Annotated in this window: 13 protein-coding genes and 1 pseudogene; all 14 read right to left on the bottom strand. The window is 29.9% G+C overall.

All coding sequences use genetic code 11. The features are described 5' to 3' along the window. Positions 1-12 precede the first annotated feature (12 nt). On the bottom strand, positions 13-2,976 hold the full coding sequence (locus WMO19_RS03350; protein ID WP_349170195.1) for a C40 family peptidase: 2,964 nt from the start codon (positions 2,974-2,976) through the stop codon (positions 13-15). Between the two features lie 9 nt (positions 2,977-2,985). After that, entirely contained in the window at positions 2,986-3,951 is a 966-nt protein-coding gene (locus WMO19_RS03345) for a DNA-methyltransferase (RefSeq protein WP_060799613.1), read from the bottom strand. Continuing rightward, the gene (locus WMO19_RS03340; RefSeq protein ID WP_349170194.1) at positions 3,923-6,418 is read right to left on the bottom strand and encodes a VirB4-like conjugal transfer ATPase, CD1110 family; all 2,496 of its coding nucleotides are present in this window, start codon (positions 6,416-6,418) and stop codon (positions 3,923-3,925) included. Before WMO19_RS03340 ends, WMO19_RS03345 begins: the two co-directional genes overlap by 29 nt. Continuing rightward, entirely contained in the window at positions 6,415-6,753 is a 339-nt protein-coding gene (locus tag WMO19_RS03335) for a PrgI family protein (RefSeq protein WP_002838958.1), read from the bottom strand. The genes WMO19_RS03340 and WMO19_RS03335 overlap by 4 nt, the downstream gene beginning before the upstream one ends. After that, a complete protein-coding gene (locus WMO19_RS03330; protein ID WP_019107263.1) occupies positions 6,753-7,010 on the bottom strand; it encodes a hypothetical protein in 258 nt (85 codons plus the stop codon). Before WMO19_RS03330 ends, WMO19_RS03335 begins: the two co-directional genes overlap by 1 nt. A gap of 17 nt (positions 7,011-7,027) precedes the next feature. Then, positions 7,028-7,891: a VirB6/TrbL-like conjugal transfer protein, CD1112 family gene (locus tag WMO19_RS03325; protein WP_004838430.1), complete on the bottom strand. Its 864-nt coding sequence runs from the start codon at positions 7,889-7,891 to the stop codon at positions 7,028-7,030. Between the two features lies 1 nt (position 7,892). Then, on the bottom strand, positions 7,893-7,973 hold the full coding sequence (locus WMO19_RS03320) for a Maff2 family mobile element protein (protein WP_202947905.1): 81 nt from the start codon (positions 7,971-7,973) through the stop codon (positions 7,893-7,895). A 6-nt stretch (positions 7,974-7,979) separates the two neighbouring features. Continuing rightward, a complete protein-coding gene (locus WMO19_RS03315; RefSeq protein WP_349170193.1) occupies positions 7,980-9,626 on the bottom strand; it encodes a recombinase family protein in 1,647 nt (548 codons plus the stop codon). Positions 9,627-9,629: 3 nt separating this feature from the next. Further along, a complete protein-coding gene (locus WMO19_RS03310) occupies positions 9,630-9,854 on the bottom strand; it encodes a hypothetical protein (protein ID WP_036757784.1) in 225 nt (74 codons plus the stop codon). Positions 9,855-10,008: 154 nt separating this feature from the next. Then, positions 10,009-10,710 (bottom strand): replisome organizer, encoded by a 702-nt coding sequence (locus WMO19_RS03305; protein WP_349170192.1) that lies wholly within the window; start codon positions 10,708-10,710, stop codon positions 10,009-10,011. A gap of 87 nt (positions 10,711-10,797) precedes the next feature. Further along, positions 10,798-11,803: pseudogene (locus WMO19_RS03300) on the bottom strand (ORF6N domain-containing protein). Positions 11,804-12,211: 408 nt separating this feature from the next. Further along, on the bottom strand, positions 12,212-12,739 hold the full coding sequence (locus WMO19_RS03295) for a PcfB family protein (protein ID WP_349170191.1): 528 nt from the start codon (positions 12,737-12,739) through the stop codon (positions 12,212-12,214). A gap of 183 nt (positions 12,740-12,922) precedes the next feature. Beyond that, positions 12,923-13,096 carry a hypothetical protein gene (locus WMO19_RS03290; RefSeq protein WP_349170190.1) on the bottom strand — a complete coding sequence of 58 codons (174 nt, stop codon included), beginning with the start codon at positions 13,094-13,096 and terminating at the stop codon, positions 12,923-12,925. 73 nt (positions 13,097-13,169) lie between these two features. Then, positions 13,170-14,753 (bottom strand): MobQ family relaxase (mobQ, locus tag WMO19_RS03285; protein ID WP_349170189.1); only part of this gene is annotated, 1,584 nt, incomplete at its 5' end.

Genomic DNA, 14,753 nt, shown 5'->3' with positions numbered 1-14,753 from the left:
TTTACTCCCCCCTTATTTTGGTCTACCAAAGGAATAAAAGTGATTTTTCCAATATTTTGAGTTTATACTGGTATATTGGATAGGATCTCCTGCATGGAGCATCATTCCATTTCCGGCATATATCCCTACGTGAGAAATTGGCGTACCGGAATTATATGTGCCTTTAAAGAAAATAATATCCCCAGGTTTTGCCTCGCTTGGAGATATTGGATTACAATAGTTTTTATAAATAAGCCAAGCTGTAGTTCTTGGCATTCTCTTTACACCAGACTTTGTAAATGACCAACATACAAAACCTGAACAGTCAAAGTTAGATGGTCCACTTGCTCCAAACACATATCTTTTGCCTATATGTTTTTCTGCTTCATTAAATAAGGCTTTGGCAGTTTCAGAATCAAAAGCAAGACCGGGATTTCCAAAGTTTGGATTGTCTATAATCTCTCCCAAGTTCCCATAGCTTGATCCAAAATATCCACTCATATTTCCCTGACTATCAAGTAATGCTAAATAATGAGCCATATTTGTTTCATAGTTTGCAAATTCTTCTCTTGCTATTTCATCAATACTTTTCTTTTTTATAGTTAATGTTAGAATTCTATAGGTATATGGATTTCCTTCACTGTCATATTTTGTAATAGACTTTGAAGTATATTTTTTCTCATACATTTGATTAAATAGTTTTTTTAATTCTTTTTGTATCTCTTCAGCTGACTTAATCTCTCCATATCTTGCTGTTAAATAGCTAAAAAGCTCGTGTAGATCATGACCAACAGAATCTCCTTTTATATGATATTCATCATAATTTGGATAATTTTCTTTAATACTATCTATTTCATCTTGTAATGCATATTCATAACTTGTAAATTCATTATTAATATCCATTAAAACTTCTTCTTTTGATAGATAGCTTGTAGCTATAACATTACTTGTTAATCCTGAAGTAAGACTGCCAACATTGCTAATTCCTTGAAATAGCATAAAAAAAAGTCCTAAAATACAAAGGGCAATTAAAATTTGCTTATATCCTTTGTTTTTTAAAACTTCCAATGTTTTCTTTCCAATATTAGCGAAAGATTTCTTTATTCTATTTACTAAACCTTCCCCGTGTTTCTTCCTAAAATCTCTCTGAAACTTCTTTTTCATAAAAAATCGATTCAATTTATTAGAGTTTTGATAAGCTTTAGTCTTCTTCAATTCTTCAAAATTTCTTTGAAAGAGGAGTTTACTTTCTTTCTTATAAATTTTTCCTTCTAAAGATTTTATTTTTCTTTGAGTTTTTAAAGGTTTTTTTCTTCTAAGATGGCTAATTTCTCTGCCAATAGCTTCGGTAGTTCTACTAAGCTTATAAGCAGCGTTAACGCCTGCATTATCATCTTTCCCACTATATAGGTAGTTTGCCGTCATAGCACTCGCAAAAGTAATAGGTTTTTCTAAACCCGATTTTTTTGACTTTTTCTTATACTTAATTAACTCTTTTTCCTTTTTATTCTTTTTCTCATATAGTTTTGATATTTTTTCTTCCTTTTTATAAAACTTATCTTTTTCACTTTTGTTATCTTTTTTAGAATGGAATTTAGTTTTATTTTTTGTATCTACCTTATTTTCTTCAGATACATTTTTAGAATCCTGTACTTCTTTTTTTGTCCTGGTGTATTCTTTCTTTGGATCAAAGTTGCTTTTCTTTATAGTATTATCAAAAGAGTCTTTTATTTGTCTTTTCTTTCCCTTGTTTTTATTAGAAATTCCACTATGATTTAAATCAAGTTCATCTACTTCAAGATTCTCATTTTTTATTACGTTTTTTTCCTGTTTGAAGATTTCTTTTTTCGTGCCTATTTTTTCTTGATTCTTTTTATTTATATTATATTTATCTTTATTTTTTTCAGATTCACTTTTAAATCCTTCAGATAGGCTATCCTGTCTAAATTTCCCACTAGAAACCCTACCCATTAGCATATTTTTTTCTTCTAAATTTCTAACTTTGCCTTTGAAATATTTGCTATTTTGTTTTTTATTAGTATTCAGGTCTTGAATTATTTTTTTATCTTCTTCATTTGCCTTATATGATAGATCTTTTCTTCTAAACTTCCCATTTAAAGATTTTAATTCTGCTTTTTCCCCTTTATCCTTAAACTGACTTTGAGATTGATAAAGTTTTTTTAAGGTGTTTTTTTGAAAGCTTTCTTTCCCTTTCTTACCAAGAATAGAATAACCATCCCAATTTTTTCTTTGCACATCAGAAGATGGTAAATACTTATAGTCATCTCTTGTATCCCTATAGGATACATTGCTATCACTAAAGTTCATGTCATAGCGATCTATGACACCATCATTATCTGAGTCCTGTGATAATGGATCATATGTTGAACTTACCTCTCTATTAAAATTCTTATCTTCTTTTCTAAATCTCCTTATTTTTTTCTCTGGCACATCATTAAAAGTTTCACTCTCAACGTTTTTCTTCCATTTTAAATTACTATCCCCCTTGCAATTTTTTTGAGGAGAAATGCTACTTTTTATATTAGAGTTATTTGAAATTACTCCATCATTAAAATCTTCTTTAAAATTACTTAGCCTATATTCTGTTTCTTGCCCGTGATATTCACCATATCTACTTTCCTCATTTTCTTCCATTTTTCTATGCTGCTGTTGCGAATATTCTGGCTGATATTCATTATGATAGAAAGTTTCTGAAAATTTTTCCTCATGGTTTTTTCTTTGTCTTCTTCCTCTATTTGACTTATCTTTTTCGTTGAGTAAATCCTGACTATTTTCTTGCAAATGAGATGAATAATACTTAGAGTTTTCATCATTATTGTCTATGTTATTCCTGCTTTTTACTTTATTAATTTCTTTTTTTGAAAAATCTGATGTTCTCTCTGTACTACTGAATTTTTCATTGCTTTCTTCTTTCTTTTCTGATATAAGTTTGGTCTTTGGTACATCTCTTGGGTTTACTTTCCCTTTCTTTTTCATATATACCTCCTATTTCATATTTTTCTCTATCCTTTCTTTAGCTATTTGACAGTAGTCTTTGTTTATGTCAATTCCAATATATTCTCTGTCCATCCTAATAGCTACCATTCCAACAGTTCCTGAACCCATAAAAGGATCAAGAATTAAGCCTTTTTTAGGACATCCTGCTTTTATACAAAGTTCTACCAGTTTTGGTGGAAATACCGCATAGTGTTTTCCTTTAAACGCACTGGTGTTAATAGTCCAAATATCTCTATTGTTTCTAAACTTAGGGACATTATCTCCTATATATTCTCCATACTCTCTTGCTTCATTTATGCTCTGTCTTTTAGCTCCTGTGCCTTCTTGTAAATACTTATTATTATTTCCCCTTGCCCTCATATATCTTTTCTTGCTTATTTCTTTTATTGGTTCTTTCATAGCGTCAAAGTTATAGAAATACTTTCTTGCTTTTGATAGTAGGAAGATATGTTCATAAGACCTTGATGGTCTATCTCTACAAGACTCAGGCATGGCATTTTCCTTATGCCAAATAATATCGCTTCGTAAATACCAACCGTCCTCTCTTAATTTTAAAGCTAGTTGCCAAGGTATCCCCATTAAGTCTTTTGCCTTGTAGCCACTGAGTTTTTCTGTAATAGACTCTTTTTGACCACTTCTTCCTTCTATATTTTTAGGATCTTTATATTCTTTTTTGCTTCTTGTCCCTGCATAAGAATCTCCAATAACTACCCAAAGTGTTCCTTCTTTTTTTAATACTCTTTTTACTTCTCTAAAGACTTCAATTAATTTATTTAAATATTCCTCCGGACTTTCTTCTCTTCCAATTTGTCCTTCTGCTTTATAATCTCTAAGTCCATAATATGGAGGAGATGTAATACAGCAATCAAATGTTTTATCTGGAAATTCCTTTAGAGCAGAAATTGCATCTAAATTAATAATATAGTTAGTTTTTAACTTCTCTCTGTCTATCAATTTCTATCCCTTCCTTTAATTCTTCTGGTTTAGTTGTCATTAACTTATACAATTTTGTATCTTTAGGAAATCTATCTACAAAAGGTACTATTGTGTTTCCGTAGAATAGTAATCCCTCTCCCTCATTGGAATTTGTGACGTAGGATAACTGATAAAGAGATATATTTAACTTGTTAGCTAAAATTTCCCTATCTCCAGATGCTTGATTAAGCATTAAGATAAAATCTGTATTATCAAATATATTTTCTATTTCGGGACTGGCTAAAAGGTCCTTTACATTTTGTGTTAATCCTGTTGGAATTCCGCCCCATTTTCTAAATCTCTTCCAAATTTCTATGGAATATGAGGCTGTTTGTTCTTCTCTTAAAAGCAAATGGAATTCGTCACAGTAATATCTGGTTTCCTTCTTATTTCTATTAATAGTTACTCTATTCCACACTTGATCTTGAACAATTAACATACCTATTTTTCTAAGTTGCTTTCCTAATTCCTTAATGTCATAACAAAGAATTCTATTTCCTGTATCTACATTAGTCCTATGGTTAAATACATTGAGGCTGCCTTTGACATAAATTTCCATTTCTACAGCTAATTTTTTCCCTACCTTTTCTTCTTGTTTTAAAAGTAAATTATATAAATCTTCTAAAATTGGCATATTTTCAGAAATTGGATTGTCGAAGTAATCCTTATATAATATTGGAAGACATCTATCAATTACTGAAGTTTCTTCTGCACTTAATCCTTCCTTTCCTACTACAAGTTCAAACAGTGAAAGAATAAAGTCAGACTTTAAAGATAAGGGATTGTCTTCATCGGCATAGTCTACATTTATATCCAACGGGTTTATATAATCCTTACTTGTTGGCGATATTTTTATAACTTCTCCACCTAGTGCCTTAGTTAAATTTCCATACTCACCTTCCGGATCACAGATAATGATGTCATCTTGTGTGATTAAAAAAGCATTGGTAATTTCTCTTTTAGCCGAAAAAGATTTACCACTACCAGGCGTTCCAAGTATTAAACCGTTTGGATTCTTTAAAAGCTTTCTATCTGTCATAATAATGTTACGACTTAAAGCATTTAATCCGTAGTATAAGCTCTCTCCTTCTAAGCACAGCTCTTCTGTTGTAAAAGGAATAAAGACTGCTGTAGAGCTAGTTGTAAGTCCTCTTTTTATTTCGATTTCATTTTTTCCAAGTGGTAGGGATGAAATTAGTCCTTGTTCCTGTCTATAGTTAAGATTTTTCAATACACAATTATGCCTACCTGCTATTGAATTTAGTTGAAAGATTATATTACTCAATTTCTTTCTACTTTTTTCCATATTTGTAAACAAAATAGTTATGACAAACATTCTCTCATTATGATTTTGAAGTTCTACCAATAGTTTCTTAGCATCATTACCATAGGTAATTAAATCACTTGGAAGAATATCAATATCATATCCTGATCTTATAGCCTTCTTATTTTCTTCAATTTTCATTTTATCCAAGTCCGTTATTTTTCTTTTAATCATCTTTATAGCTTCTGTTTGATCAATTGAATTTATATGAAATGTTACAATCATATTTTCTTCAACTCCTAAAAATTCTGATAATAATCTATCTGATAATTCAGGTGCTAGAATTTGCAGAAAGTTTACTTCTCCAAAGTATTCTCCAATTTTAAATTGATTGTGAGATGAAAAGTTAAATGATGCTGGTACTATATAATCCTTAGTAGATAGTCCACTATATTTTAGGTCTTCAAAGGAAAAAACAAAATTCTTATTCGGATTTAATATATCGTGAATAACCTTTAACCTTTCATATCCACTTAATACATAAGCTTTTACTCCCATCTGCTTAAAGTTATTTAATATATCCATTTCCATTCTTTCAAGTCTTGTAGTAGCCTCTTTTAAATCTTGTGCTTGTAAGCTAAAGGTGATATACATATATTTAGTAAGTCCATTATTTCCTTTTTGACTCTGGTTTTTTAGCATTTCCCTGTACTCTTTTCGTATTTCATTATATGAATCGTTTCTATCCGGAACATTGATGTTTTTTTCTACTTCTTCATTTTTTCCTATGCGATTAATATATGAAAGTTCTATATCAACACTTGGATCAAAATAGTTTAAAAAACTTGAAAATTCATTAAATATACTTTCCTTATCTTCTTCTGTGGAAAGCTGATAGTTAATATCTAAAAAACGTATCATTTTATTAAATTTATTCTTCTCAACTTGGCAAATCCCATTTCTCATCATTCTTAAATAAGGGATTGTTTCCTGAACGCTCTTTTTCTTCTTCCCACCAAAAAAGGAAAGCTTCTTTTTGGGCTTTCCTTTTTCTTTAGAAATATTTGCTTTTTTCATCTTTTTTTGACTTATACTAATGCTTTTTAAATCTTCTTTTTGTTTTTTTAAATTTCTTTTTTCTTGATTTAATTTTTTCTGTTGTTTTTTCTGTATTTGATTCATTTACTCCTTTCCTTTCTTTGTTTCTTTATATCATAAATACATTCTGTCTTGTATATCCTTATACTTGTCTGTCTTTTCTTATCTATAATATACTTTAAATATTTTTCAAAATAGATCCCGTCCTTTTCATAAAGAGTTGCAAATATTATAGGAAAAGACACACCTATCATAATTAACATAGATAGGTCATTAGGCAGCACTTTTTTTACCATTAAATATACTGGAAAGCCTATTAGACCTGCAATTGTAAAGCCAATTAATTGTCTTTTTGTTAGATTTAGAGCTACCTTTGTTTTTACTTTTGTTAAGTCCTTTGGGACATTTACATAAGCCATTATTCTAACCCCTCTAAGTAAAAGCCATATATATCTTCTCTGTTCAGATCTTCTAATGATTTTCCCATATTCACTGCTATTTCTAAGACTTTTTCATTCGTTTCTTCTCTATTATCTAAAACTTCCGATGTTTTTCTTATAATCATTCTATTTTGTATTTCTCTTGTAATATATCCTCCTATTAAAAGTATTGGGAGTCCTATTGTTCCAAGTGTTTTTAGATTAATTTTTTTGTCCTTTTTTCTTCTAATTTTCATCATCTTCTCCTTTTTTATTAATGAGCATTTAAAATTGATTTTGCAATACTTCCTGATTTCATCATAGTTATACCGAGTATCAAGGTGTATCCTAGTAATTCAAAAATACTTTTGTGTATGTCTGATATATTTAAAGTCTTAACAAGTACGGCATAAATTCCTACGCATATAAGTAAGAATAAACCTTGCAATCCAAGTGCGAAGAGCCCTCTTATATAGTTTGTTCCAATACTTCCCCATTCTTTATTACCCATTGTGGCAAAAGGTATTGCGCAAACTGAAGTATAAATATATATTTCTATCATCCTGCCGTATAGAATAACTGTAATGAGTATTGATATCCCTTGAATTATCATCTTTACAATTGATGTCTCTAGTACTATAGTCATTAATTTTCCTATTGACTCTCCTTTTAGGCTATCTACCATATTAGCTATATCACCCGGAGAAACTTTTGCACTAGCATTTGCCACACCTGCTGCCTTTCCTATTAAATTCTGTGCCACATCAAATACTGCCATAGAAAAGTCAAAAGCATGAGATACAAGCCATACTGCTATCCACATTTTTATCATATATTTAAAAAAATCAAAGGTATCTGTGTCATGCATATTATTTTTGTTCATTACCATTTGAATTAATTCAATACATAGTACGGCCGTTATGATAAGACCTGCTATGGGAAGTATAACATTTTCTGAAATAGACTTTATGAAGTGGAAAACCTCCGAGTTCCATCCACTCGGAGTCTTTCCTACCTCATTTGCTATCGTTGATACTTTGTCATTTATATCAAGGAGCATTCCGCTTAAATTTTCCTTGATCATATCAATAAGTATCTCCGAAAAAAACTCTTTGATCTTATCTACTATATTAAACATTTTATTTTAACACGTTTGCTAATAGCGGTATTAGTTTTAAACCTATGAGTACAATTCCCCCTCCAGCCATAAGCTGCTTTATGCCTAATTAGAGATTGTAAAATACTTGTAGTGTGTCTGTATTTCCTATGAAATTGTAGTAAATATCAATTGTTTGGGTGATTTCTCCATTCACTACTTCTTTTTCGTGAACGTAGATTTTTGAGATGAGTTCGTTTAAGGTTTCTTTGTCCAGCTTCTTTATATCCTTATGTTTTTTTATGAGTTCAATCCATTTTTTGACATTAATATCTTCAAGATCTTCTTTAACAATCAATTTTTGATTATCTTCTATTCTTTGGTTTAGATAATCTTGTTCGTTTTGTGATTTTTCAAGAATTTTTTGGAAGTTACTTTCACTTATCTTGTTATCGAGCCAGTCATCATATAGTCTTTCAATCTTTTTAGTTAAGTCTTCTACTCTTATCTGATCTTCGTAAATCTTATCCATAATAAATTTTTGTTCTTCTTCATTATCAATTTCTCGTGATTTTTCAAGTGCTTTTATGATTTCTTTTTCATCTTTTAATGCTATTTCTGCATTTTTTCTAATATCTTTAAGCACTATCTCATAAAGAGTATCGTAATAAATTCTATGTTGACTACATAATGACTTTCCGTATCTTCTATAAGTGTTACAAGTGAGTAACTTTTCTCTTTTTTTCGATTTGTTTCTTCCAAGATTTAAAGATTTTCCACAATCGGGACATTTCACAATGCCTGCAAATATACTTTCTTCTCCATTTTTAAATGGTCTTCTCCTGCTCTTTAATTTTTCATTTGCTATATTATAAATATCTTCAGAAATAATTGGTTCGTGTGTATTTTCTACTATTATCCATTCCTCTTTAGGTTTATCGGATAACCAACCTACTTTGAATTTATAATTAACTTTTTGACTAGCAATATGACCAATATAAACTGGGTTTTCAATAATTTCTTTTAGGGTTGTGCAATCCCACCAATACTCTCCACCATCTACGGTCATTTCTAACTTAGTTTTTTTATTTCTAAGTCCTTTTTTTCTATTCCACCAGGTAGGTGTAGGTATTTTTTCTTCAAAAAGTCTTCTTCTAATTGCTTGTACTCCATAACCACTAAAAGCAAGATCAAAAATTTTTTCAACAATCCATGAAGTTTCATCATCGATTACTAATTTATGTGGATCATCATTATCTTTCCTATATCCTATTGGAGCAAGACAACCAATAAATTTCCCTTGCCTTGCTCTTGTCATATAGGCAGATTTCATCTTTTTAGAAACATCTCTTGAATAAAACTCGTTTAAAACATTTTTAAAAGGAACTATTTCGTTGTTTTCTTGAAAGGTATCTACTCCATCATTTAAAGCTATATATCTGACATTGTTCTTTGGGAAGAAATTTTCTGTATAGTATCCAGTCTGCAAATAGTTTCTTCCAAGCCTTGATAAGTCCTTAGTGATGACTATATCCACTTTTTTATTTTCAATATCTCTAATTAGTCTTTGAAATGACGGTCTATTTGTATTTAATCCAGTATATCCATCATCTATATATACATCGTAAATACTCCAACCTCTTGATTTTACATAGTTTTCTAAAAGCTCCCTTTGGTTTTGTATGCTGGCACTCTCTCCTTTCTGCTCATCATCTTTAGATAGTCTGCAATAAATTGCAGCTTTGAATGAAAAGTGATTTGAATTTGTTTGTATCATTTCCTATTCCTCCTTGTTTGAGTTTTCGGAAATAACACAACTTTCTCTAAAACTATTTTTATTATAGCACTCTTTTTTATTACTATCAATATTATATTTGTTATACTCAATTTCATTGTCCTTACTTAATTTGCTTGATTTTTTTATTAGTCTTAGAAAAGCGTCTGTGTCTGTTCTTCTATTATCATAATTTCTTTTTACAATATATTTTGTTTGTCTTTTTGTCATAGCTTATCCTTTCATGCAATAAAAAAAAGGCGATTAGATTTTTAATTTTCTAATCGCCTTTAAAGTGTCATATTTATCTTTTTATTATCTCTGGCATACTTTTATACCTTTTCATACTTAAAGTCTTTAATAATGCCTTTCCACCTCTTTTTATCTATAAAGATTCTCCTACATCATAGTTCATTTTTTTATTTCCACCTTTCTGTCTTAGTTTGTCTTTATCTTCTTCATACCAATTAAGGATTGTTACATAATGGTCTTTATAGTATTTCCCAGAGCTTTTGATATATCTTGATAGCTTTTCAATCATTGTATCTGTATGACTTTGCAGCTTACCCTTTAACTTATGATATTCTTCTTTGCTTAGCCTTACATTTTTGAATTCTCCATAGAATATGGGAGTGGACTGTTCTTCTCTCCCCTTATCTATACTAACCTTATCTAATCTACCCTTATCTATACTGGGTTGACCACTTGACAACCTTTGGTTAACCAGATGACAACCAACTTTTTCTTCTGAAATATATGCTCCATTGTCCGTTTGATAAAGCTGCTGTTTCTGCTCTATATACATTGTTGGCTTATATCTGTCTTTTCTAATAAAGTTATTTATCTTCCAATGAGTAATGACGATAATTCCTTGATCAAAGACTATCACAAAGCCTTTTGTTATTAAGATTTTTAGGTCATCTTCATTTGCTCCTATGATTTTTATTATCTTCTTTGGATTGTCCACAAAACCATCATCATCTGCCCTCATTGATAGATGAAAATACAGGCATTGACTACTTAGTGGCATATCCAAAAATAAGTCGCTATCCACTATCTTTAGTGAAAACATTCTTTTATCTGCCATGCTCTCCTACCTTTCTTCAAATAAAAAAAGACGATAGTTTTTAATTCTACCGCCTTGTGTATTGCTATGATTTAACATCATTATATATTAAATTTTTAAGTCTTTATTATTTAACATCTTACTAACACATATCATGGTACATATCTTTAGAAGATTCTTCTATCTTGGTAATACTTGATATTTTATTTCCTGCATCCTTTGACGATGCTCCGCAAAGATAAAAGGCTTCATTTTCTGTTCCATAGTCTATTGCTATATATCTATCGTGATATTTTTTACCTGCTATCTTCAGTTTCAGGTCTATATTGGGATAGTCTTTTCTAAAATCATCTAAGATATTTTTTGTAAGCATATCCTTGTTCTTGACATTATCACTAAAGACTATGATTTGAGTCTTATCTCTTGCAGCTCTTAAAAGTTCCAATGTTTTAAGTCCTACATAGTTATCTATTACATAAATGCTTTTCTTTGCTGATTTATATATTTTTGTATAGGCAACATCAGCTTCTATCTTATCTCCATTCATCAAGAGGAAATGTTTATATGTTTCCGGGTCTATAAAATTGTCCATTACCTTTTTCAAATCTTCTTTTGTAGCCATTTGAGATTTTATTTCTGCAATATCTTTTGTGTTTTGGTTGGTTTGAATGGCAATTTGTACTAATTCTTTTGAACTGATAAAATCTTGATTTTCAATAATAAAGTCTTTCATTTGCTTAAACATTCGTATTAAAGCCTTGCTCTGTTTAACTGCAAGTTCTCCCCTTAATACAGTCATGAGCATATATATTCCCTGTTCTGTAAAGGCATATGGATTATACTTTATATTACTTCCTCTACCTGTTCCTCTCTTCAAGGTCACATTTTGTGATCTTGAAAGTTCATATACTTCTTCATCGGTTAATTGAAACATAAAATCATCATCAAATTTTTCATTATTTCTTTTTACCTGTTGATTAAAAGCTCTTGTTTCATACCCATATATTTCAGCAAGCTCAAAATCAAGCATAACCTTTTGATTTCGTATATAGTAAATCTTACTTTTAATTGTAGTTTCATCTATAACTACAATTTCCTTGTTTTGTTCTGCCACAAAATTCACCTCCTATATATTTTTGGGGCTACAAGTTGTAGCCATTTTCTCTTTATTTCATTTAGCTTACAGCTCTTAAGCCAATTATCCATAATATTTTCAAAATCTAATTTCTATAATTATACCAAAAATATTAAATCTTTTCTATCTCTCCCTCTCTCTCATTATCTATCTCTATATCTTTCTCTATCTCTATCTCTTGTCGGACATGGGTTGGACTCATTAAGGACAATGTCCTCTGTTTATTTTGTCTGTGAAAAATTCTTCTTTTAATTTTATCCAATAATATCTTTTGTTTGTTGCCATATCTGCTCCTTTCTTGATTTTCGATAATCGAAATTCTTGATTTCCGATTTTCAGAAGTCTTGTTATTATAGGTATTTAAGGGTGTAACTTTTCGTTACTCCCTTAGATTTCTCTGGTCATATCTGTTTTACTTGGTTTTACTTTTTCTTTTACTTTCCTTTTGACTTTCTCTTTTGTCTTATCCTTGTTCTTGGATAGGTCTTTGTATTTCTTTATTTGCTTTAGGATACTTTCTTTTTCTTTTTTATTTTCCTTGGCTATGACTTGCTTAAAGGCATATTCCATTACTTTTATGTCTTTGGCTTGGAAGAATATTTCATAGTTTTGAGTTTCTTTGTTTCTCATTACTGAAAAACTTATTCCAAGTTTGTTTAGTTCTTTTTTTAAGTCTTTGAGGTCGCTTTGATCTATGCTTATATTTTCTAGTTGTCCTTTTTTGTAGAGGTCTTTTATTTTCATTTCATCGCCCATAAGGCTTTTTAGGTTTCCGTTTGCTTTTTCTAAAGTTTCATTCATCTTTTTTCTTATTTCTTTTTCAAGATTTATTGATTCTTTTGCTGCCTTTATTGTGTATGATATTATGGTTTGTGCTGCTTGACCTGCTTCTTTGCTTATTTCTTCGTTTATCATGTTTTCTCTCCTTTGTTTGAATTAAAAAAAGGGAAGTATAGGCTTTAATTTTTCTATACTTCCCTTTGATTGTTTTTATTTGCTTGTTGTTGGTGGTGGAATGCTTTATTTTGATGTTTTTATAGTTTTCTTAGGTATTTGTACCTTTTATAATTTAAAATAGCTTACAATACCTTTCCACCTTTAGTAGTTTGTGTGTGTTCTTTTGTCTGATAGATAGTTTTGCATGTTGGAATATAATATCTGTACTTCTTCATTGTTCATCGCTTTTATTTCTTCTGTGCTTTTATATGTTTTGTATATTCCATCTTGATCCGCTTTTATTAGTTCATCTATTAGCTCTTGCCTTTTATTCATCTCTATTACCTCCTAGATCTGCCTTTATTATCTTGGTCATATTATAGCTTGGATAAGATATTTTTACCAGGTCTTATCTTTCTTGATTTTTGTAATAGTCTTTGACTGATTGTCTTTTTTTATTAAAACTGTCACTGTCTTGCTTGTACTCTTTTATCTTTTCTATGATACTTTCTTTCTCTCCTCTCTTAATCGCCTTGTCAATTTCTATGGATAGGTCGATACCATATTCTTTATTCACTACTTCTACTGCATATTTAATATGATTTATTTCCTTGTATCTTTCTCTTATCTTTTCTGACTCTGTATTTAATTTGCTTATTTCATCTTCTAAGTTTTTAATTTCTCCTAACCATTCTTTTTCTCTTAAATTTTTCTTTCCACTGATTTTTTCAATTAAGGTTCTTGCCCTTATATGTTGGTCTATTTCCTTTTGATTATTCTTGTAGAAGCTTTCTTTGAATATTTTCTTGCTTTCATATTCTTGGTAGGTTGCTTTTGTTTTTCTTACAGTCTTTGCATAGGCTAAGCACTTATTAAGGTCTTCTATCTTTTGACTGTTTTCTTTTATGGTCTTATATATTTCAGAGTTTTTACTTCTTAGGGTGTTTATATGCCCTTGTAGGTCTGATATGGTTTTTATTTTATTTTCTCTTATATAATTTATTCCACTTGCATATCTTTTTAGATCATAGATTGCTTTGTTTCTTTTCCCATAAAATGATAATCCAGCTCTATTATTTTCTTGCATTTCTTGATAGAAGCTTAAATATTCATAGAGGTTAAAGAGTCCTGATTTATTTTCGATTTGCTTTTTACTTTGGTCTTTATATTCCTTATATGATTCTTTTAGCTTATCTTTAAAGCCTGCTAACCATGATGTTATTTTCTTTATTTCATTGCCTATGTTTTTTAATAGTTCATTCTGTTTTTTTATTTCACGATTTATATCTCCTTTTTCTGTCCTTATCCCTTTTCTTTCCATTGCACTAGCACTTGCTCCTAGATGTATTGTTGGTATTTGTTTTATGCCTTGTCTCTTAAAACTCCTATGGTCTACTCTTTTTTCTATCTTGTTTTTTGCTAGATATTCATTGCAAAGGTCTGAAAAATTTTCTCTCCATTTTTCTACATTGCCCTTATCGTTCCAGGTTGTTAGTTCTACTTTTCTTGTTTTAGGTTTTCCATTTTTGTTTAATACTTTTTCTCCTTTTTCATCTAGGATATATTCTTTTTTTGATTTTGCTAAGAACTCTCCTTTTTCGTTTATGGGTCGCATTATGGTCATTATATGACAATGAATATTTCCATTTTTATCTTGACTCTCATCATGAATTGCATAATCTACTATCATTCCTTGTGATGTTAGATTTTCTTTTATAAATCTTTCGACTAGGTTTTTATTTTCAATTAAAGATAATTCTTTTGGTAGTCCTATTATGAATTGTCTTGCTAGTTGTGCATTAGAATTTTTTTCTGCCATTTCTACTTTATTCCATAAGGTAGACCTATCATTAAATTCTTTTGGTATATGATCAGGCAATATTATATTTTTTACTAATACTTTTTCTTTTCTTGTATAGTCATGGGTTACTCCGTCCCATTCATTTTTTATTTTTTCTCCACTTATATATGCTGCACTTGCTACTGCACTTTT

This window comes from Peptoniphilus hominis (ex Hitch et al. 2025), assembly GCF_040096015.1.
In the GTDB taxonomy this organism is placed as follows: Bacteria; Bacillota; Clostridia; order Tissierellales; family Peptoniphilaceae; genus Peptoniphilus_A; species Peptoniphilus_A hominis.
This window is presented reverse-complemented; position numbering and strand designations above follow the sequence as displayed.